The sequence below is a fragment of the Streptomyces sp. NBC_01142 genome, from assembly GCF_026341125.1.
Classification (GTDB): Bacteria; Actinomycetota; Actinomycetes; order Streptomycetales; family Streptomycetaceae; genus Streptomyces.
This window is the reverse complement of record NZ_JAPEOR010000003.1, coordinates 1,021,477-1,040,137: the sequence shown is the minus strand read 5'-3', so window position 1 is coordinate 1,040,137 and position 18,661 is coordinate 1,021,477. Positions and strand designations below refer to the sequence as shown.

Genomic DNA, 18,661 nt, shown 5'->3' with positions numbered 1-18,661 from the left:
GACGGACGGGTTGCTCGGCCTGCGTCGCCACTGGGACGGCCAGCGCTACCGGGCGGCGAGCGAGCGCTGCGCCGTGCTCGACCCGTACCATGTCGCCGCCGACCGCTGGTGGCCCGAGGACGACACCCAGGCAGCCGCATCCCAACTGCTGCTCGACGGGCTGGTCACCGTCAACCACCGCGGCAACCTGAGCCTCACCGCGGCCGGTGCCGACCCCGCGCGCGCCGCCGGGCACACGCTGCCGGACGCCCTGCTCGCAGCGCTGCGCCGCCGCACCGCGCCCGCCGCCCTCGGCAACATCGTGCTCCGCGACACTGCCTTCGGCACCATCCGGGAGGACTTCCACGCCGCCTGCCGCGCCCGTCTGCTGTCCGGGCTGCCGGCCCAAGTGAACAGCCCCTGCTGCCTGGCCTGCGCCGGGGTGTCGCTGCTCCTGGCGGAGATTGCGTTCACCGGCAGCGCGTTGCTGGACAGCTCACCCCGCGGACCGGTCCAATGGCTGCTGCCGCCACCACCAGCCTCGCGCTGATCGGGCAGATCGCCTGGCTCGACCGGTACAGCAGTCAGCGCGACGAGGCCGACCGCCGCGATCCGCTCGCCGAACGGCTGGCCCAGGCGGACCTGCACCCGGCGCTCGCCGAACTGGCCGCGCGGGACCCGGAGGCCGCAGCCCGGCTGTGGACCAGCCGGATGCGGACCAGCCGGATGCGGACCAGCCGCGGCCGGAACCGGGGCCGACCGCGCCGCCGCAACATCCACGCCGGGGCCGGGGAATGACCCGAAAGGCAGCCCAGGAGTTGTCGTCAACGTGTCACCCTCACATAGGCAGCGATGCGAGGGTGACAGCTGCTCGGTAGGGACCCGGCGGTCTTGTCGTATCGTCGCGATGCCGCGCCACTGCTTCAACCTGTTGAAACACCGTTCGACGACACTGCGCCGTTTGCAGATCTGCCCCGCTCCGAACGGGGCAGCAGCGGACGGACGAACACCCACTCGGCATCCGGCAGTTCGTGGCGACTCATCACCCAACCGCGATCCAGCACCAAGATCATTTGACGACAGACCCCAAGCCTGTCTCGGGGCCGGCGCATCATGGCCGGGCTCCCGTACCCTCCGGACCCGTGACCACGGGCCGCCCACGCGCGGACAGCACAGCGACGGCCCGTTCTCATACCCGACGCCTCCAGACCAGCCTCCAGCGCTCCGCGCGGGCGGCCTCGACCCCGGGAGCGGGCTCGGTGGGCCGTCCGGCGAGGCTCACCCCGCATCCCGCGCAGAGCTGGTGCTCCGTGAACCCGTCGTGCCAGGATTTCCTGCCGCGGCCCGCTTCGCACACCGGGCATTCGGCCAGATCCCCGGCGGGGGCGCGCAGGATGCGCGGCATCACCGCCGCGAGCGGTTCGGCCGGGTGGAACTCCGGGTCGGGGTACCAGAGCAGGCGTCGTGGTTCGGGCGGGTCGGGAATGCGTACGCCGACGGCCTTCTGCGTACGGCGACGGACCTGCCACACACGGAATTCCGCCAGCCAGATCTCCCGCGCGGCGTGCAGCTCCTCGACTGCCCGCACCACAGCCTCCGAGTCCACCTCGGGCTCGGCCGGAATCCCGGCGCTGCGGCACACGTGATGGTAGGTCGCGCGGAAGCCGTACGGAGCGAACTCCGCGATGCACGTGCGCAGCGCGCCGAAGCGCTGCACCGGCGAACGCGTACGGTCGTGCGCCCGCAGGCGATGTGTGGTGAAGCTGCCCATCACCCGAGCCTAGGGCCATTCCTGCGGGACACCGTCGGGTCCGCGCTCCGGCGCCCGCAGCCCGCGCTCTCCCCCGCCTCCTGGACGCACTTCGTCGCGTGCGCAGCTCGCAGCTGACCCGCTGTCAGTGGTGCCTCCTATCGTGGTGGTCGTAGAGAGATCACGGCACAGCACCAGGGGGATCCATGTCCGCGAACAGCATCGTCGTACCCGCGCACGCACTCCATCCGTCCATCACGCACGAGGCGACCCGCCGCCGCCTGACCGGACCCGGGCTGCCCGCGGAGCACGGCCTGATCCGGTTCGTGCCGCTTGCCGAGTCCCGGGTGGTGCCCGTCCCGGATCTGCTCGCCAAAGGGGCGGACCCGGGCAAGCTCGATCCGTACATCGCGGACCTGCTGCTGATCGGACACCTTCGCTGCGAGGAGAACGACGCCCAGGAGGTCGTCCTTGACGGGGCCACGGGCCGGGTCTTCAGCATGTACCTCCTCGAGAACTCGCCCGGCCTGATCGACGTGATCCCTCTCGCACCCTCCGTCGACGCCCTGGCGCGATTCCTCGCGCAGGTGGACGACTTCCGTTTGATGCGGGGCAGGTTCGCCGCGCTGGCGGGGCGGACCGGGACCGCTGTGGTGGCGGAGGCATCGGCGCTGCTGATGTCGGTCTTCGCCGACGAGGACTGGGGCGACGACGGCTGGGGCAGTGCAGGCACGCCGTCCGCATGGGAGCATCCCCTCCCTGCGTTCTGGCGGATCGCCGCCGTCGTCCGACCGCTGGCTCTGGTCGCCGCACCGGGCGCGGGCCTTCGGCTGGAGCTGCCGACGGGGTTGTTGGACGAGGAGTTCGGCCCGGAAGAGATGGTGCGCATCGAACCCTCTGCGCTGCCTGCGGCCCTGGTCCACGAGCCGACTCGACGGTTCCTCACGGAGGTCGGGCTACCGAAGGTGGAGCTCATGTTCGGCCTGTGGCGCGACGAATCCTTGCTCCGGACACTCGCGGAGTCCGAGACCCCCACGGACGAAGATCCCTGCCGGATGCCGGCCGACGCGGACAACCTGGTCTGTCTGGGCAGCCTGATCCATGACTTCGAGGTCGTGATCGACGGCCGCACAGGCCTCCTCTCGTACCACCTCTACGGTGACGACACGACGACTCCGGTCAACGCCGACATATCCACGCTGGCGTTCACGATGTGGATGTACAGCCTGGAGCAACGGCTCGACGAGGAGCACGACTTCACCCAGGACTTCTACCACCAGCTCGCTGACACGATGGCCGAGGTCCTCGCGTCGGTGGACCCGGTCGCCTGCCTCCCCTCGACGGGCGAGGACGACTTCCGCTACTGGCCGGAGGTGTTCCACGACGAGGCGGGAGGCGTGCTCTGAGCCTGGCGCCGCACCTCCCGGCCGGTGCTCCGAAGCCTGCGGACGGACTGGCGGTGGGACTCAGCGGACGACCGTCACCTCTACCTGCCGCGTCTGATCCACGAGCTGGGACTCGCGCTGGATCCAATGGTCACCGCGTCTTCCGGTGATCGTAGGAGATCGTGAACCAGGGCACCACCAGGCCCGCCAAGAACAGGATCTGCGGCACGGAGCGGTCCGTCCATGGCACCTGGGTGATCAGCAGGGCGCAGAGCATGGTGAAGGCCGCCTGGCCGAGGACGATACGAGCCCACAGTTCGCGGCGGATCAGCGAACGCACGTTCAGCTGCACCCCCGTGCGGAGCCTGCGATAGCGCCGCCAGGCCCCGAGCCCCCAGATCGCCCCCATGACCACCAGCAGCCAGAGCCGATTGCCCAACGGCACGGGCAGCTCCCGCAGGGTCGGGTGCTTCGCCGTGGCGAACAGGTCGATCATCACGCCTGCTGCGGCGAGGCAGGCAAGGGCGAGCCAGCGGGTGCCGCGCAGCAGCCGGAAGGTGGCTTTGTCGAGGCCGCTGCGCAGGGAAGCGTTGTCGGGTGCGACGGCCAGCCCGTCGGCGTACAGGGTGGCGCCTGGGTCGCGCCGGTCTCCGGGGCCTTGGCCGCCTTCGCGGTCTGACGTTCGAGGGCGCCCGGGTGGCTGGGGTCGAGCCGGAGGATGGCGCGCTCGAACTGGTCGGCGTCTTCCTTGGCGCCCGAGAATCCGGCGATCAACAATGCGGTTTCGTACGCGTAGATCTCCTCCGGACCGAGCCGGATCGCCTCCCTGGCCAGGGCGGTCGCCTCCTCGGCAAGGGCCGGCATCTCCTCGGGCTTGATCTCCTTCTTCCCCTGCTCCTGCGCGAACCGGACCACGCTCCGCCTGAACACAACGTCGGCGAGCATCGCGTAGCTGCCCCAGAACTGCGGAGTCACGCGGACCGCTTCGCGCAGTACGGCCTCGGCCTCGTCCAGCCCACCGCCCGCCGCCCGCCGCCCGCAGCGCTTGAGACCGCACCAGGAGCGCGTCGACGTACTCGGGAGCGCGCTCGAGTGCTTCGCCGGTGGCCTCGACCGCCTCCTTGGGCCGCCCAGTTTTCAGGTGGCAGCGGGCCAGGGCGGTCCAGGCGCGGGCGTCGTCGGGGTCCTCCGCGAGCCGCTCGGCCAGGAGGAGCGCCGCGTCGTCGTAGCGCCCGATCTCGTGGAGGGCCTCGGCACGCTCCAGATCCGGATGTACCGCCGTCACAGCTTCCGCCTCTTCTTCAGGTACGTCACCAGGTCGTCGTACATCCCACCCTCGTTCGCGAACATCGCCACGTTCCGTGCCGCCGCAAACCACGGCTCGCTCGACGGCACCACAGACTTCGCCGCATCGAGCAGGTCCTTCGTGCCGATCATGCGGATGGTGCCGGTGCGAGCCGACTCGAGCAGCGCGCTCTCGGCGGCCGACTCGCACACATGGGCCAGGTCCGCGCCGGAGCTGCGGGCTGGCCGGCGGAGCAATCAACCTCCCGACGGGGGTGGCGGTTCTGCGTCGGTATGCCTGCGGGACCGAAGGGCGGCGAGGCCGAAGGCCAGTCCTCCGGCGATGAACCAGGGGTTCCAGAGGGCCAGCGTCCAGGCCCGCTGCCCCACGCTCACCGAGGTGTCCAGGTGCGTCGTGTTGGTCAACAGCAGCACCTCGATACCGATGCCCCGGACCAGTAGGAGGGCACTGACGCCCCACCCCAGCCACCTTGCCAGCAGAGCGGGAACACCCCGGAGCCTGGACCGGGCAAGCAGCCATGCCAGCAAGGCGCCGAGGAGGCAGAGCGTGCCCACACCCCACAAACCGGCTACGACGAACCACAGCGGGCGCTCGGTGGCCAGCGGACCGGCGGAGATGCTCAGCCCCACATCACCACCGACGGCCCAGTAGAAATGCAGCCCGGCGAACGCGGCCGCCCACAAGCACGCGATACGCCCCCACAGCGTGGACGGTTCTGCACCTGTTCCCTCCGGTTCGCGTCTCACCGCCGGCCCTCAAGGACATCGCGCCTGTCAGCGCACGTGTCGTCCGCTCCCTGTGGCAACACGATGAACGCCGTGCCCTTGGTCAGGTCAATGCTGGAGCGGGGCGGCGCACCGTCGCTCTCGTCGTCCCGCCGCAGCAGCTCCACCCGCCGCTGCTCCAGCTCCACCGTCTTGTTTCCGTTCACGACCGCCGTGAATTCATCGAAGGCAATGTTCGACAACGACCGCCCCGTGCGCCTGTGTAGCCACGGGATCAAGCCCAGCCCCGTGAACCATCGCCACGCGCTCTCCACCAGGGCGAACAAAACCAGCAGACACAAGAACGCCGGGAACGACATCAGCCAAATCGTCACAGATGGCCCCCCATCGTCCCCAACACAGTTGACTGCCGGGAAACGACGGAGGGGTCGGGTGTCGTTCTCATCGGACGTGCGGACTGGGAGAACTCGGGGCCCCAGACATCGGTCCGCGCGTGGACCGCTCGCACGGACACTCCGGCACCCATCCCGGCAGCGTCGCACGCGCCCCGATAGGGGTGGCTCCCAATCTCGCGGGCAATGCGCTCCGCCCAGAGCGGCACAGGCCGCTCGGGCCCCTCGGCCGCCGTCGTTGGACTCGTCTCGCTGATTGCCATGGGATCACTGTTCTGGATCCGCGGCGCGCAGGGATCAGACCGGCGCATGATCCGCTTCCCCCATGCGGCGGAGGGCGCCGCTATGGAGATCCACCGCATGGTGGAGTGCCGTGGGAGCAGGCCGACTTCGGTAGACCTGCCGGACAGCACACCTAAGGACTGTCCGGCGGTCACGAGCGAAGCCAGAGGCGAATGGCAGCGACGGTCTCGGTGCCGTGGAAGATGTACGCCCTCTTGTTGGATCGGGTGGCTACTGCGCGGAAGCCCCTGAGGGCGTTGACCGTCCGCTCGACTTCGTTGCGGCGCGCCGTTGATCACCCTGCGACGGCTCTTCCAACGCCCGCCCCGTCCCGCATACTTCGGCAAGCGCGACTCCAGCCGAGCCCACTCCTGATCCGACAGATCCCCCCGCCCCACACCGGTCAGAACGATGCAATCGTCGACCTGGTCATACAACCCGTCGGACAGCGCCCAGCCCGCCCGAGGGAAACCCGTGCGACATGAACGGGAGCCGTTCACTATCGTCGCCTTGAGAAAGGACGTGGGCATGGCACTGCTGAAGAAGGGGTCGCGGCGCATAACCGTGGACGGCACCACCTACCGATGGCGGCTTCGGGGAAGGCCGACCTACGACCAGGGACTGGTCTGGTCGCCCCTTACTTATGCGGTCGAGCACGCCGAGACTCCGGGCACCACACTGGTGATCGCTACCAACCAGCCGCACCCCAGCAACTGGTTCGGCACCCGGGCCAACCCTGTGCTGCCCTCCGACGTCGCTGACAGCATTCGCACCGCTCACGCCAACGGATGGACACCCGAGAGACCAGGCTCCCCATTCCATCTCGACCAGTCAGAGGGCTTCCTCTCCTCCCACTGACTCACCCCACCGAAGGACTCACCGAGCGCGTGACCGGTGAGTCCTTCTGCTTCCCGCTCCTCACATCCCCCCAGTTGGTTCACCCCGTGAACCAACTGGGGCGAAGAGCAGCACTGAGGGAAATTCAAAATTCGAGATGGTCATCAGCGACGCCAACCTCCGTTGCCGCAGCCCGATCCGCGGCTCACTGGCTCAGCGCCGGCCGACGCAGCGCCAGGCAGGGAAGCACCGGGTGCCGGTGGGAAAGGACGCCGTCGACGTGTCAGGAGACAACTGGATCGCCAGGTCCGAGGTCCCCCACAATGACCCGGCAGTCATCGCACAGCACATCACGAGAGGAAGCAGCGACGCATGGCCGGCAACACAGACATGGTGACCTTCATCGAGGCGCGGCTCACCGAGGAGGAGCAAGTCGCGCGGGACGCCGGCGGCGCGAGCTGGAGGTGCCCGGCCGAAGTGCCCGGAGAGGTCCACGACAGGACCTCCGGTATCGCGTTCACGGTCAGAGGAGCCGGCTACGACCGGCACATCGCGCTCCAGGACCCGGCTCGCACGCTGACCCGCATCGAAACCAGCCGCGTCCTCCTGGGTGAGTACACCGAAGTGGCTGACCACGACATCGACCGCCCGAACGACGACTACACCTCGGGCCGTGCCGTCGGACTCGGCTTCGCAGTACGCCAACTGGCCGCCGAATACGCCTGGCACCCAGACTACAAAGCGAAATGGCTCCCCCGATTCATCCGATAACGCCCACACAGGTATGCGGACCCGAACAGTGATGATGCTCCACCAGCATCCCCGGTTCCTCGGCGCATCACCGCCCTGCCAGTTCCTCCCCAGGCATTGGCAGCCTTGAGCTGCACTGGACGAGCAATTCAACGTCGGCCGGCGTCCGGCTGGAGATGGCCAGGTCGTCCGGATGGGGGGCCAGTACGCGGTTGATCAGCTCGTTGGCGGAGCCCAGCGGCGAGAAGAACTCCAGCGCGTCGCGGCCGGTCTCAGCTTTCGCCTGTCCGCCGGGAAGGGAGGCGGTTCCAGCGCCCGGCATCGGCAAGGAGCCGCTGCGCGGTGAGCACCGCGTGCGTCACTGTGCCGCTAGCGAGGACCACTCCCCCGTGCCCGGCGTCCAGACGCCGCGCCGCGAAGTCTGCTGACCCAGATCCTCGACCTCGACAACCTCAACGTGTAGCGGGACCTGGTCGCCGACGCCCACAGCATCGACTGGGCGACGAACAGTCCGCCCTCACCCCCACCCCGTCGATTTCGCTGGACGGGTGAGGGCACGGCCGGGATCGGCAGCGGCAGGTTGCGCCGCTGCCGATCCCGCGGAACTACCGCTGGGACAGGTCTGGTGCTGTCGTGCGGAACCGAGCTGCCGTTGCGTCACTGCTCCAGCATTGCAGTCCGGCCTTCTCCAGTACGCGTACCGAGGCCGGGTTCGACAGTTCCACATCGGCGTACACCGTGGTGACGTCCGGCGATGTCAGGGCGAACTCCACGAAGGCCCGGGTGGCCTCGGAGGCGTAGCCACGGCCGCGCCGCGAGTCCACGATGCCGTATCCGACTTCGAGAGCGCCGTCACTCGGCGGCCAGAGCAGACTGATGGAGCCGACCACCAGGCCGCTCTCCCGCTCGATGATCTGACGGTGACCGTACTCGCTCAGCGGTTCCGACTGCTCGGCGATGAAACCGGCGATGACGCGGTCGCCCTCGGCGGGAAAGTCCTCAGCCCAGTGCTCCAACCGCGCGTCACCGAGGACAGCGGTGATCTCACCTGCGGACCAAGGCCGCAGCACGAGGCGGTCAGTGGTCAGGTCCGTACCGGTCAATGAAAAAGCAGACACGCAACACTCCTGGTCGATTCAAACGACCGGGCCGCTCTCCAACCTCGCGCGACCCGGACAAGGGCATGTTGATGAAGCGTGTGCCGGGCCATATTCATCAACCTCCCTTGCCACAGCAGTAGTCACGCACCTCGCGTGTGAATTGATGATATCTAACGGACGGTTTCTGCCAAGCGGAATCGAGTGGACCAGGTGGCTGCCGAGCACCGATCCACAGGCCCTACTCCAGCCGTGAGTGTGGCGAATCCTCGCCTGGCATCTGCCCGGCTCCCGGCTCCGTCTCCGCTGCCGCCGGCGGAGGGCCCCGCAAAGGAGCCGGGCCCTACTGAGCAGGCCCGCCCCGCGCAAAGAACGCCGGACAAGCTCAGCCCACCTCGGTCGCGGCTCAGCCGCGCTGGGCCGCAGCCAGGGCCACGCGCACCGTCGCGGCGTCCGCGCTCACTCCCGGGTCATCCATGGAAATGCCGCGGCCCTGCGGGTTCTTCGCGTACGGAACGACATAAGCGGGCGTGTCACGCTGGAAACGCCAACTGTCGGCGAGGGGCCCCGCGTCCACTGCGTCATAGCCGAGGAGATCGAGCAGCCGGGTGGCGGCGGCCTTCGCCTCGGGATCATCGCCGGCGATCGGCAACGCCGAACGGTCCACGGCGCCCGAGCGCCGGGCCAGCGCGGCGAGATGCGTGAAGAAGATGTTGTTGAACGCCTTGACGACCTTGGCGTCCGGCAGATGCCGCTGGAGGAGTTCGCTGGTGGTGGTCTCCTCCGCGTCCAGTTCGGCGATCTCTCCGTCGCGCTCCGGGTAGTAGTTGTTCGTGTCGAGAACGACCTTCCCCGCCAGCGGCGCCACCGGCACCTGGCGGTAGTTCTTCAGCGGGACGGTGACCACGACCCAGTCGCCGACGGCCGCAGCCTCGGCGGATGTCGCGGCCCGGGCGCGCGGGCCCAGCTCCGCCACCAGGTCCGCGAGGGTCTCAGGTCCGCGTGAGTTGCTGAGGACGACATCGAGTCCGGCGGCTACGCCGAGCCTCGCGAGGGTACTGCCGATGTGTCCACTGCCGATCAGTCCAAGAGTGCTCATGCTGATGACAGCCGCACCTGCGCCGGCTCTATTCCTCCTCCCCTATGGGGTTGTCCCGTAAATGATCTCTGAGTCGGCCCGCACGTGACCGCGTGATGTGCGGCCTGCTCGCTCATCCGGCGCGGGCGAGGTTGCGCAGACGGGCGATGCCCCCCACGACGTAGTGAACACCGTCGCCTTTCAGGCGGCAGTCGCGCAGGATCTTCCAGCTCTTCATCCGGGCGAAGACGCGTTCGACTCGGGCGCGGACTCCGCCATCCTCAATCGTGATCGTCTTACCGGCGGCGGCTTTGGCTCCGGATTCCTCCCATGCCTTGCAGTCGTTGCGCTTGCCGGGCAGCGGTCGACCGATAGCGACGACGAGGCAGGTGTCGGCGTCGATGACCACCTGATGGTTGGTGGAGTACCGGTAATTGTTCGACTCTGCCGCCACAGCATGGTCGCGGGTGGGGACCAGGGTGCCGTCCACGATCAGGACGGTGTCCCCGCGAAACCGCTTGCAGGGCTGGAGTGCGAGTACCGGCCCGAGATGGTCGATGATGCGGTCGGCCGCGGACTTCGAGATGCCGAACGGAGGGGCGAGCTGCCGCAGCGTCAGGTTGGTGCGCCAGTACGCAGTGACCAGCAGGACCCGGCCCTCCAACGGGAGGCTCCACGGTCGCCCCTTGCGGACCGCATCCGGCGCCTTCGCGCCGTAGTACGGTCAGCAAGTTGCCGATGCAGCGCGGATTCAGCCCGGTGAACGGGGGCTGTCCAAGACGGCTCCGACGCCGTGATCACACCAGCCACACCAAGATCATCTCCTGTGGCGGGGTAGCTCTGCGCGACGTTCCGCCGGAATCCGCTGGTGCGACGCAGCTTCGACGTCAAGAATCGGCGGATGCATGAAGTGAAGCTGTCCGACGGGATCATCACTCTGTCGCCGCTGCGCCTGGACGATGTGAAGGCGCATCTCACGGGGGAGGATGAGCTGCTGGTTCGCTGGCTCAACGGTGGTCCCGGCACGCGCGAGGGCGTTGAAGCGTACTTCCAGCACTGCTGGGAACAGTGGGACATGCCGGGCCGCTCCGTGCTTTTGGCATCCGGGTAGGCGCCGACGAGGCACTCGCAGGGACGATCGACTTGCGGTTCACAGGGGAGGGCTTGGCTCCCGGCCAGGTGAATGTCGCCTACGGCCTCTATCCGTCCTGGAGAGGGCGTGGCCTGGCTACCCGCGCGGTCGTCCTGGCGTCCCGGTACGCAGCCAGTGAGGGTGGGCAGGAGGCGGTGATCCAGGTAGAGCCGGAGAATCCCGCATCCGCCGCCGTCGCGCGGCGGGCAGGATTCACCCCCGGCAAGCAGCCGCACAGCAAGGACGGCTCACGGTTCCACTGGTACATCCGGGGCCTGCGCGTCGCTCTCCAGTGATGAGGGGAACCTGTGAAATCCCGCCAGTGCGGCTCTTCGTTCCCCAACTGCTCAGGGATTCGAGACGGGCGTCGGAGGCCGCCCGTCCTGGCGGCTCCTGAACGGAGGAGTCCCACCTAGGTTGCTTGGACTCGAGAGGAGGCAAGGCTCGCGCGTGCCGCGGCCATGAAGGCGATCTTGTGTTCCTCGAGGTGCTCATTGACCTCGACGTCGCCGATCTCTCGCCACACCGCCTGGTTGAGTGCCCGACCGTATGTGTGCACAGGGGCGTGCAGGTCCGCGTCGCTGAGCAGCACGAGGTGCCGTTCAGCGATCCAGAGCCTGGTCATGGCGCCCGAAGCGGCACTGTTCCAGTCTTCGTCATCACCCCAAGCCTCGGGACGGCTGTAGGCCGCCCGTTCGGCATCCTGGGCGCAGGCGATGAAGTCCTTGATCGCCTGCATCTGCTCCGCTCGGCGCGCCTCGCTGGTGGCCGCTGCCTGGCGGCGTTCCTCCAGCCGTTCGGCGGAGCGCTGAGTGGCGCGCTGGGAGAGCGCCGTCAGGCCGCCGCCGAGGGCGACGCCTGCGAGTGAAAAGATCGGCGCCCACACTTCCATCGCCACGCGGCGCCCCCTACGACAAGTCCTTGTGCATCAGCGTGCACATGGTCTCGTACCGGAGCAGTGAGTCGTCCGGCGCCTGGACGTCCCAGGCGTCCGGTCGGCGACCGTGGGCCAGGTAGCCCAGTCGCTCGTACAGGGCCCGGGCTCGTGGATTGCTCTCCTCCACCGCGAGCTCGGCCCTGTGCAGGCCGCGTGAGCTGATGCGGTCCTCCGCGGCCCGGATGAGCATGGTGCCCAGACCACACGACTGCAGGGCCGGGAGTACCCCGAGCTGCCAGAGTGTGCCTACGCCGGCCGTGACCCGGTAGTCGATGCCTCCGATCGCCACCGGAACATCGGCCGGGGTGCACACCGCCAGATAGTCCACATCCCCCGCTGCCGCGCGTACCAACTCCCGTTCCACCTGCATCAGATGGGCGGTCGAGCCGGACCACGTACAGGCCGGCAGATCAGTGGGCGTCAGGTCACGGACGAGGACTGGCACGACAACCTCGGCCACCCCGGTACGAGGAAGACTCATGCGCCTATCCGATCACCCCAAGGGGCCTACGGACCAGAGGATTTCGCCTGCAGCCCCCCACGTGGTGAACCCGCGGCCGCCGCAACGTCTCACAACCCTCGTCCATGTGGGGCATCAGGGCGAGCAACTCGAGGCCAGTCCAAGCAGGGGGTGGCCGTTTTCATGAAGCGCCATACGTGACGACCAGCAGTTACGGCCCCCCGTTACTTTCTTCGTGGCCCTGAAACGGGGCTCCTGGCCTCCGGGCCCGGCATGACTGTTGCCCCCGTTACTTTCTTCGTGGCCCTGAAACGGGGCTCCTGGCCTCCGGGCCCGGCATGACTGTTGCCCCCTGTCGAAGCGATGACCTGGGGGGTGGTGTCACCGGGTCCGGGGCACCGTCTGACCGCTGATGAGAGGCCCGACCGTCACCCGGCCGAGCGCAACGCCCGGCCGTTGAAGGGTGGCAGGTCTGCGTAACGTGGATGCGCGCGCTCGGTGCCGGTGGGTGAGGCCGGGACGGAACGACCACCCTCGGGGGGTGCGGTGCTCGACACCGGTGAAATCGCGGTCTTCCTCGGCCTGGACGTCGGCAAGGGCGACCACCACGGCCACGGCCTGACAGCGGGCGGCAAGACCGTCTACGACAAGCGGCTGCCCAACAGCGAGCCGAAACTGCGGGCCGTGTTCGACAAGCTCACGGCCAGGTTCGGCCGCGTGCTGGTCATCGTGGACCAGCCCGCATCGATCGGCGCCCTGCCGCTCGCGGTGGCCCGGGACGCCGGCTGCCACGTGGCCTACCTGCCAGGGCTGGCGATGCGGCGGATCGCCGATTTGTATCCCGGTGAGGCCAAGACCGATGCCCGCGACGCGCACGTGATCGCGGACGCCGCCCGCACCATGCCTCACACCCTGCGGGCCCTGGAACTGGCCGACGAGACCGCGGCCCAGCTTACCGTCCTGACCGGCTTCGACCAGGACCTCGCCGCCGAGGCTACCCGCACCAGCAACCGGCTCCGCGGCCTGCTCACCCAGTTCCACCCGAGCCTGGAGCGAGTACTGGGGCCCCGCCTGGACCACCAGGCTGTGACGCACCTGCTGGAACGCTTCGGCTCGCCCGCCGCCCTGCGTAAGGCCGGACGCCGCAGGCTCGTGAACCTGATACGGCCCAAGGCCCCGCGCATGGCCGAACGCCTGGTGGACGACATCTTCGACGCGCTCGACGAACAGACCGTCGTGGTCCCGGGCACCGGCACCCTGGACGTGGTCGTGCCCTCGCTGGCCCGCTCGCTGGCCGCCGTCCACGAACAACGACGCGCTCTGGAAGCCCAGATCGGCGAGCTGCTTGAGTCGCACCCTCTTTCCCAGGTCCTGACCTCGATGCCCGGAGTCGGTGTCAGGACCGCCGCCACCTTGCTGGTCACCATCGGCGACGGCACCTCGTTCCCCACTGCCGCCCACCTTGCCTCCTACGCCGGCCTCGCCCCGGCAACGAGGTCCTCCGGATCCTCCATCCACGGCGAACACGCCCCCAGAACAGGCAACCGGCTCCTGAAACGGGCCATGTTCCTCTCCGCGTTCGCCGCCCTGCACGACCCCGCCTCCCGCACCTACTACGAACGGCAAAGAGCCCGCGGCAAGACCCACACACAGGCCTTGCTCCGCCTCGCCCGCCACCGCATCAGCGTGCTGTTCGCCATGCTCCGCGACGGCACCTTCTACGAATCCCGCACCCCCGAGACAGCCACCGCATGACCTGCTCAGGCTTGACGAAGGACATAGAGGCACCCCCCCTAGCCTTGCCATACTTTTCCGCCGCCTTTGGCGTGATAGCTGCACGAATCCAGGCCTGCACAACGCGACGTCGTCGGGCTTCGCCGCGCCATCCTCCTGGGCAGTTCGGCGACTCATGCCGCACGCTTCCGATGAGCCTGGAGGAGATCAATAACCTCGGGGAGGTTCACCACGCCGCGAGGGAATCAGACGTCGCGGACAAACACTGGCGGCGAGCGCTGGCGAAACAGCCCGCGCGGCCCACCAGGGCCACTGGTCAGCTCCAGGGTCCGGCGCCTCCGTTCCCGGGCCCGTCACCTTCATATCCAGCCTCTATCGCCCTTCTGCGGTTCAGGAAATCCAGATTGCCCTCTGCCCTTTCGGGTGCATTGCAGGTACACGCTGCCGCACATTTGATTTCCCTCCCTTCAGCGTGCGAGCTACTCATCAGTAATGCTGCATGAAGGCCGTCGCACATTTCACCGAAGACAACTACGGTGAACAGGACAGAGGCGGGAAGAAGGCCATGGTGAACAGCGACGCCCGAGACAAAGAGGCCCGGGAGCTACTGGACGGCCTGACGGTGGACGCGAGCAGACCGGAACAGCCGGTGCTGCTCGATGCCACCGGCGGGGCGATCCAGACGTGGAGGGAGAACTATCCGTACGAACGCAGGGTGGGGCGCAACGCGTACGAACGGCAGAAGCGGGTACTGCAGATCGAGTTGCTGAAGCTGCAACGCTGGGTCAAGGACACCGGTCAACGACTCATCGTGGTCTGCGAGGGCCGGGACGCCGCAGGCAAGGGCGGCACGATCCAGCGTTTCACCGAACGTCTCAATCCGCGTGGTGCCCTGGTCGTGGCCCTGGAGAAGCCCACGGAGCGCGAGGCCGGCCAGTGGTACTTCCAGCGGTATGTGGCCCATCTGCCCTCGGCGGGCGAGATCGTGTTCTTCGACCGCTCCTGGTACAACCGGGCAGGCGTCGAACGCGTCATGGGCTTTTGCTCCAAGGACGAGTACGAACTGTTCCTGGAGCAGTGCCCCGTGTTCGAGCGCATGCTGGTTCAGGACGGATTCCTGCTGGTGAAGTTCTGGTTCTCGGTGTCGCGGGCCGAGCAGCGCACTCGCTTTGCCATTCGCCAGGTCGATCCCGTCCGGCAGTGGAAACTCTCCCCCACCGACCTCGCCTCACTGGACCGCTGGGACGACTACACCGCAGCCAAGGTCGACATGTTCCGCGCCACGGACACAGCCGAAGCTCCCTGGACCGTGGTCAAGGCAAACGACAAGCGCAGGGGCAGACTCGAGGCGATGCGCAGCCTGCTGCGGCGCTTCGACTACACCAGCAGGAACGAGGAAGCAGTTGGCAAACCCGACCCCTTGGTTGTGGGAGCCGCCGACACCCTCCTGGAACCGGGCGAGGATGCCAGCGACCTCTCCCCCACCCCGCTCGCCCACTCCGCCGTAGGTCCGGGCGACCACCCACGGCTGAAGGGCACGCAATCGTGAACCCGGCAGAGAGCTGAGGAGGCAGCTCACGGTCCAGGAGTCCCGTCACCGCCTGGCTCACGCTGTCTGCCGCGGCAGGATGCACCAGCGTCACCCGACTGTACGGCGCCGGTCGAGCTCGATTCGAACTACTACAAGATGATCCTGCTCCAGTAACCCTCCGCGGCCGCTGTCGCAAGATGTGCAAACCGAGCCTTGATACGGCTCACGTGCGCTTGTGTGCTGATCTGCGACTGGTCGGCGCTATCTGGCGTCAGACTTCGGTCGCCCAGATTCCGACAGGGTGTTCACTCGGTAGCAGCCACAGCTGAGGCTGTGACTCCCGATGCCACTGTTCAACCTGTTCTTCCCAGTGAAAGCGGCCTCCCGCATCGGGCCACGCAACTTGCAGGACAGGGAAGGGAGGCCGCCGGTAGAACCCGATGGCTCGCCCGAAGAAGGTCCGGTACCAGCGGAGGTCGACGTGCCTGAGCGCGACTTGGTGGCCATCGATAACGCCTTGGCGCTTTGGCCGTCATCCTGACGGCGCCCGGCGCTAGCTTCTCTCCAAGCGTGTTGAGCATGCGGTGCATGGCGTGGACATCGAGCCCGAACATCGCGAGTTCAGGTGCACCGTGGATGTGTGACAGGCCGATCGTGTAGGCGAATCCCGGGCCGATATCGTCCTCGGGAACCATGACGACGTGCCATCCATGCTGCTGCACATTCTCGATGATCGTCAGATCAGCCCGGTCTGCTTCATCTCGGTCCCCGTAGTCATGGCAGAGGACACAGCGGCACTTGAATGGATCACCAGTCTTGTACGGAGGCTATGGGTGGGCGTGTAGGCCGGACTGCCAGGGCTCGTGATGAGCCCGCGCAATCGAACAGCAAGGTCGCGCTCCGTGATCACTCCCCAAGATCTGTACCGGAACCGGATTCCGACAGCGATTGTTCAGCTCGTTGGGAGGCACTCGTTCCGGGCCGAAGTCGATTGCTCGTGCTCCGGTCCCAGCGGTGGCGCACCGTAGAGGGCCGCCGCTGGTGCGGCGGCCCCCGTTGCGGCTCAGCCGAGCCGGGTCGTGGCGTACGCCTCCATGGCGTCCCGCTGGTACGCGGCCAGGCCCGGGGCGATTGCCTCGTACGCGGCACGCCACTGCTCGTTGTCCACGCAGGAGCGTCCGATCGTGCGGTACTCATCGGCGGACACGGCCCGCAGTTCCGTGAGCGCCCGGTACTGGGCATCGATCTCGGCCTGCACGGGTTCGGCGTCGGCCGGGGTGCCGGCGGCCATCAGCTCGGCCAGCCGGATCATCTGCGCCGTGCGCTCGCGGTGCCCGGCCTCGGCCTCGGCAGGGCTCATCGTGGCGGCCCGTCGGCCGACTGCCTCGGCAAGCACGGGGAAGTCGCGCAGGTTCTCTTCGTACTGGGAGGGCTGCACGCCCTCGAACAGGTTCTCCGGGCGGTTGATGGCGGTCATGGGTTGGCCGTCCTTCCTGGACTGTTCCAGTTCCGCGATCGTGCGGGAGACGGTGCCGGCCAGGGCGTCGAGCCGGTCCCGCTCGGCGAGCAGCCGCCGGTGGTGCCCGCGCAGGGCTTCCACCTCGTCGACCTGCTCGGCCAGGACTCGCCCGATCTCGGGCAGCCCGACGCCCAGCGCTCGCAGTACGAGGATCTGCTGCAACAGCAGGAGCTGGTGCTCCTCGTAGTAACGGTGGCCGTTGGCGCCGATCCGAGCCGGCGGCAGCAGGCCGATCTCGTCGTAGTGCCGCAGGGTCCGGGCGGTCACGCCCGACATCCGGGCAACCTCCGCGATCGGCCAGTCCATTGCCGCTCCCTCACGAGTGCGTCACCGGGCCGGTCTCTCCGGCCCTGGTCATGACGGTAGAAGCTGCCGTAGCGACAACTTCAACCCCAGAACCCAGGCTCACCCGGCTTCGGCCCTGCGACCACACGCACGACACCACACCGGCCCGTGCGAGGCCGGCTGCTGTCCAAACTCCTGAACATCTCGATCCGGTCCTGACCATCAGGTGCTTCCCGAACCGCCGTCGAATCTCCGTCCTCTCTTGTGAACAGAGCCACGCCCGCGTCTTCCCGACCGGGAGCAGCGGCTCCAGCTTCGCCCACTGCGCATTCGTCAGATCCTGCTGCCCGCGAAGTGGATCTCGACACATCAAGATCCACTTCTGGAACGCACCTTAGTCCCGCTGTGCGGGCCCGAGGACGGGTGGCGACTGGTTGTCCCCGGAGGGGCCGACGTCGCCGTTCTCCCACTCCGGGTCGTAGGCGCAGGGCCCGGTGGCGTCGCCGGTGAAGTACTCCCGGTCCGGGAACCAGGTGAAGGACATCCGCTCGGCCCCGTCGTCCCGCTGGACGAACAGGTACCAGTCCCTGCCCTTCCCGCCCTCACGGTAGGACGTGACCTCCCAGCCGTTGTCCTTGAGGTGCTGGTGCAGTCGGCGGAGGCCGGAGACGGCCCGGTTCGCGGGCACGTGGTCCAGCGCCCAGCTGTGGCTCATCCGGTAGGCGCCGTCGACGGTCTTGTCCTCCAGCCCCAGCAGACCCCCGTCATAGCAGAAGCCGGAGCCGAACGTGTTCTCCGTGCTGATGCCGATGTCCTCGACCCCTGGTTCTACGGAGCGCTTGAACCCCACGACGTCGTATGCCTCCTGGGAACGCTGAAAGGCGCGGCTCGCCATGTCCTGGGGCGCGACGCGGGGAAAGTCCGTCGACCCCCATGAGCCCCATGCGAGCTGGACGACCAGAACGAGTACGACGACGAGTACGACGACGAGCGCGGCGCAGCCGCATCCGAGGGCCCCGAGGACGGAAGAGAGGGACCTGGACTCGGTCGGGGCGGGGGTGGTGTTGGTTGGTACGGTCTCCTCGGGCATACGGGGACGGTATGCCGGCGGGGGAGCGCGGCGGATGGGCGCGGCTACCCGGCAAGGAGTGGGTACGCGTACTCAATTGATCTGCGCTCGCATGCTCGAAGGATGACGACTCCCGAATCAGGGTCTGGTTCACCGGGATGAGCAGCCAATGCTGGTTGGTGCCGTCCCAGCAGCTGCCCTGACGCAGCGCCCCTGTACGAGCGTTCCGGGACTCCTCAGCTCACTGGTGGCCCAGCGCGCGATGCCGGGGGGTGGGGCCCATCAGCAGCAGTGCCTGCGGCGTGCGGCAGGATGACAGTTCGCGCCGAGTCGACTTCATACGTCGCCCGGACGCGACCGCACAACCGCACTCCCAGAATGCACAGGTGAAAAGGTGACGATGTATCACATTT

The 18,661-nt window shown here is 67.9% G+C and carries 22 protein-coding genes and 5 pseudogenes; 9 read left to right on the top strand and 18 right to left on the bottom strand.

The window, feature by feature from the left end:
- Positions 1–10 precede the first annotated feature (10 nt).
- Positions 11–529, top strand: coding sequence for a hypothetical protein (locus tag OG883_RS38780; protein ID WP_266553326.1), 519 nt, complete (start codon positions 11–13; stop codon positions 527–529).
- Positions 496–777 carry a hypothetical protein gene (locus OG883_RS38775; RefSeq protein WP_266553323.1) on the top strand — a complete coding sequence of 94 codons (282 nt, stop codon included), beginning with the start codon at positions 496–498 and terminating at the stop codon, positions 775–777. The genes OG883_RS38780 and OG883_RS38775 overlap by 34 nt, the downstream gene beginning before the upstream one ends.
- A 391-nt stretch (positions 778–1,168) precedes the next feature.
- Here OG883_RS38775 and OG883_RS38770 read toward each other — a convergent pair whose 3' ends face one another.
- Positions 1,169–1,750, bottom strand: a complete 582-nt coding sequence (locus OG883_RS38770) for a hypothetical protein (protein WP_266551607.1) — start codon at positions 1,748–1,750, stop codon at positions 1,169–1,171.
- Between the two features lie 185 nt (positions 1,751–1,935).
- Between OG883_RS38770 and OG883_RS38765 the strand changes: the two genes are divergently transcribed.
- Positions 1,936–3,135, top strand: a complete 1,200-nt coding sequence (locus OG883_RS38765; protein ID WP_266551605.1) for an SUKH-4 family immunity protein — start codon at positions 1,936–1,938, stop codon at positions 3,133–3,135.
- 130 nt (positions 3,136–3,265) lie between these two features.
- On the opposite strand, the gene OG883_RS38760 is transcribed toward OG883_RS38765, so the two are convergent.
- The 7 genes and pseudogenes from OG883_RS38760 to OG883_RS38730 all read right to left on the bottom strand — a co-directional run.
- Positions 3,266–3,610 carry a hypothetical protein gene (locus OG883_RS38760; protein ID WP_266553320.1) on the bottom strand — a complete coding sequence of 115 codons (345 nt, stop codon included), beginning with the start codon at positions 3,608–3,610 and terminating at the stop codon, positions 3,266–3,268.
- On the bottom strand, positions 3,610–4,089 hold the full coding sequence (locus OG883_RS38755) for a hypothetical protein (protein WP_266553317.1): 480 nt from the start codon (positions 4,087–4,089) through the stop codon (positions 3,610–3,612). The genes OG883_RS38760 and OG883_RS38755 overlap by 1 nt, the downstream gene beginning before the upstream one ends.
- A 97-nt stretch (positions 4,090–4,186) precedes the next feature.
- Positions 4,187–4,399 (bottom strand): annotated as a pseudogene (locus OG883_RS38750) (tetratricopeptide repeat protein); the annotation flags it as partial.
- A pseudogene (locus OG883_RS38745) lies at positions 4,396–4,632 on the bottom strand (ATP-binding protein); the annotation flags it as partial. The pseudogenes OG883_RS38745 and OG883_RS38750, both read right to left, overlap by 4 nt.
- Before the next feature lie 24 nt (positions 4,633–4,656).
- A complete protein-coding gene (locus OG883_RS38740) occupies positions 4,657–5,166 on the bottom strand; it encodes a DUF3995 domain-containing protein (protein WP_266551603.1) in 510 nt (169 codons plus the stop codon).
- On the bottom strand, positions 5,163–5,519 hold the full coding sequence (locus tag OG883_RS38735) for a DUF6191 domain-containing protein (RefSeq protein ID WP_266551601.1): 357 nt from the start codon (positions 5,517–5,519) through the stop codon (positions 5,163–5,165). The genes OG883_RS38740 and OG883_RS38735 overlap by 4 nt, the downstream gene beginning before the upstream one ends.
- A gap of 451 nt (positions 5,520–5,970) precedes the next feature.
- Positions 5,971–6,105: pseudogene (locus OG883_RS38730) on the bottom strand (IS5/IS1182 family transposase); the annotation flags it as partial.
- 242 nt (positions 6,106–6,347) lie between these two features.
- Between OG883_RS38730 and OG883_RS38725 the strand changes: the two are divergent.
- Together OG883_RS38725 and OG883_RS38720 are read left to right on the top strand one after the other, a co-directional pair.
- The gene (locus OG883_RS38725; protein ID WP_266551599.1) at positions 6,348–6,677 is read left to right on the top strand and encodes a hypothetical protein; all 330 of its coding nucleotides are present in this window, start codon (positions 6,348–6,350) and stop codon (positions 6,675–6,677) included.
- A 351-nt stretch (positions 6,678–7,028) separates the two neighbouring features.
- Positions 7,029–7,427, top strand: a complete 399-nt coding sequence (locus OG883_RS38720; RefSeq protein ID WP_266551597.1) for a DUF6221 family protein — start codon at positions 7,029–7,031, stop codon at positions 7,425–7,427.
- A gap of 67 nt (positions 7,428–7,494) precedes the next feature.
- Here the strand turns inward: OG883_RS38720 and OG883_RS38715 are convergent, their stop codons facing one another.
- The 4 genes and pseudogenes from OG883_RS38715 to OG883_RS38700 all read right to left on the bottom strand — a co-directional run bounded on the left by OG883_RS38715 (position 7,495) and on the right by OG883_RS38700 (position 10,391).
- Positions 7,495–7,728: a hypothetical protein gene (locus OG883_RS38715; protein WP_266551595.1), complete on the bottom strand. Its 234-nt coding sequence runs from the start codon at positions 7,726–7,728 to the stop codon at positions 7,495–7,497.
- Between the two features lie 283 nt (positions 7,729–8,011).
- Positions 8,012–8,524, bottom strand: a complete 513-nt coding sequence (locus OG883_RS38710; protein WP_266551593.1) for a GNAT family N-acetyltransferase — start codon at positions 8,522–8,524, stop codon at positions 8,012–8,014.
- A 385-nt stretch (positions 8,525–8,909) separates the two neighbouring features.
- Positions 8,910–9,602: an NADPH-dependent F420 reductase gene (locus OG883_RS38705; RefSeq protein WP_266551592.1), complete on the bottom strand. Its 693-nt coding sequence runs from the start codon at positions 9,600–9,602 to the stop codon at positions 8,910–8,912.
- 112 nt (positions 9,603–9,714) lie between these two features.
- Positions 9,715–10,391: pseudogene (locus OG883_RS38700) on the bottom strand (transposase family protein).
- A gap of 58 nt (positions 10,392–10,449) precedes the next feature.
- Here OG883_RS38700 and OG883_RS38695 point away from each other — a divergent pair.
- Both OG883_RS38695 and OG883_RS38690 read left to right on the top strand, forming a co-directional pair.
- Positions 10,450–10,692: a hypothetical protein gene (locus tag OG883_RS38695; RefSeq protein WP_266551590.1), complete on the top strand. Its 243-nt coding sequence runs from the start codon at positions 10,450–10,452 to the stop codon at positions 10,690–10,692.
- A gap of 32 nt (positions 10,693–10,724) precedes the next feature.
- The gene (locus tag OG883_RS38690; protein WP_266551588.1) at positions 10,725–11,009 is read left to right on the top strand and encodes a GNAT family N-acetyltransferase; all 285 of its coding nucleotides are present in this window, start codon (positions 10,725–10,727) and stop codon (positions 11,007–11,009) included.
- A gap of 116 nt (positions 11,010–11,125) precedes the next feature.
- Here OG883_RS38690 and OG883_RS38685 read toward each other — a convergent pair whose 3' ends face one another.
- A complete protein-coding gene (locus OG883_RS38685; protein ID WP_266553219.1) occupies positions 11,126–11,605 on the bottom strand; it encodes a hypothetical protein in 480 nt (159 codons plus the stop codon).
- 16 nt (positions 11,606–11,621) lie between these two features.
- Entirely contained in the window at positions 11,622–12,131 is a 510-nt protein-coding gene (locus tag OG883_RS38680; RefSeq protein ID WP_266551587.1) for an N-acetyltransferase, read from the bottom strand.
- Positions 12,132–12,656: 525 nt separating this feature from the next.
- Here OG883_RS38680 and OG883_RS38675 point away from each other — a divergent pair.
- Positions 12,657–13,865, top strand: coding sequence for an IS110 family transposase (locus OG883_RS38675; protein WP_266534610.1), 1,209 nt, complete (start codon positions 12,657–12,659; stop codon positions 13,863–13,865).
- Positions 13,866–14,409: 544 nt separating this feature from the next.
- Positions 14,410–15,393 (top strand): polyphosphate kinase 2, encoded by a 984-nt coding sequence (ppk2, locus tag OG883_RS38670; protein ID WP_266553216.1) that lies wholly within the window; start codon positions 14,410–14,412, stop codon positions 15,391–15,393.
- Between the two features lie 253 nt (positions 15,394–15,646).
- Here ppk2 and OG883_RS38665 read toward each other — a convergent pair whose 3' ends face one another.
- The 4 genes and pseudogenes from OG883_RS38665 to OG883_RS38650 all read right to left on the bottom strand — a co-directional run bounded on the left by OG883_RS38665 (position 15,647) and on the right by OG883_RS38650 (position 18,269).
- Positions 15,647–15,886 carry a DUF4262 domain-containing protein gene (locus OG883_RS38665; protein ID WP_266553213.1) on the bottom strand — a complete coding sequence of 80 codons (240 nt, stop codon included), beginning with the start codon at positions 15,884–15,886 and terminating at the stop codon, positions 15,647–15,649.
- Between the two features lie 85 nt (positions 15,887–15,971).
- Positions 15,972–16,070, bottom strand: a pseudogene (locus OG883_RS38660) (DUF4262 domain-containing protein); the annotation flags it as partial.
- A 368-nt stretch (positions 16,071–16,438) separates the two neighbouring features.
- Positions 16,439–17,200: a MerR family transcriptional regulator gene (locus OG883_RS38655; RefSeq protein ID WP_266551585.1), complete on the bottom strand. Its 762-nt coding sequence runs from the start codon at positions 17,198–17,200 to the stop codon at positions 16,439–16,441.
- 373 nt (positions 17,201–17,573) lie between these two features.
- Positions 17,574–18,269: a hypothetical protein gene (locus OG883_RS38650; RefSeq protein ID WP_266551584.1), complete on the bottom strand. Its 696-nt coding sequence runs from the start codon at positions 18,267–18,269 to the stop codon at positions 17,574–17,576.
- Between the last annotated feature and the right edge of the window lie 392 nt (positions 18,270–18,661).

What these genes read in the sequence shown, in the direction of transcription:
- OG883_RS38775 (WP_266553323.1), top strand. Translation starts at nt 496, where the DNA reads ATGGCTGCTGCCGCCACCACCAGCCTCGCGCTGATCGGGCAGATCGCC.
- OG883_RS38770 (WP_266551607.1), bottom strand. Translation starts at nt 1,750, where the DNA reads ATGGGCAGCTTCACCACACATCGCCTGCGGGCGCACGACCGTACGCGT.
- OG883_RS38765 (WP_266551605.1), top strand. Translation starts at nt 1,936, where the DNA reads ATGTCCGCGAACAGCATCGTCGTACCCGCGCACGCACTCCATCCGTCC.
- OG883_RS38760 (WP_266553320.1), bottom strand. Translation starts at nt 3,610, where the DNA reads ATGATCGACCTGTTCGCCACGGCGAAGCACCCGACCCTGCGGGAGCTG.
- OG883_RS38725 (WP_266551599.1), top strand. Translation starts at nt 6,348, where the DNA reads ATGGCACTGCTGAAGAAGGGGTCGCGGCGCATAACCGTGGACGGCACC.
- OG883_RS38720 (WP_266551597.1), top strand. Translation starts at nt 7,029, where the DNA reads ATGGCCGGCAACACAGACATGGTGACCTTCATCGAGGCGCGGCTCACC.
- OG883_RS38715 (WP_266551595.1), bottom strand. Translation starts at nt 7,728, where the DNA reads ATGCCGGGCGCTGGAACCGCCTCCCTTCCCGGCGGACAGGCGAAAGCT.
- OG883_RS38705 (WP_266551592.1), bottom strand. Translation starts at nt 9,602, where the DNA reads ATGAGCACTCTTGGACTGATCGGCAGTGGACACATCGGCAGTACCCTC.
- OG883_RS38685 (WP_266553219.1), bottom strand. Translation starts at nt 11,605, where the DNA reads ATGGAAGTGTGGGCGCCGATCTTTTCACTCGCAGGCGTCGCCCTCGGC.
- OG883_RS38680 (WP_266551587.1), bottom strand. Translation starts at nt 12,131, where the DNA reads ATGAGTCTTCCTCGTACCGGGGTGGCCGAGGTTGTCGTGCCAGTCCTC.
- ppk2 (WP_266553216.1), top strand. Translation starts at nt 14,410, where the DNA reads ATGGTGAACAGCGACGCCCGAGACAAAGAGGCCCGGGAGCTACTGGAC.
- OG883_RS38655 (WP_266551585.1), bottom strand. Translation starts at nt 17,200, where the DNA reads ATGGACTGGCCGATCGCGGAGGTTGCCCGGATGTCGGGCGTGACCGCC.
- OG883_RS38650 (WP_266551584.1), bottom strand. Translation starts at nt 18,269, where the DNA reads ATGCCCGAGGAGACCGTACCAACCAACACCACCCCCGCCCCGACCGAG.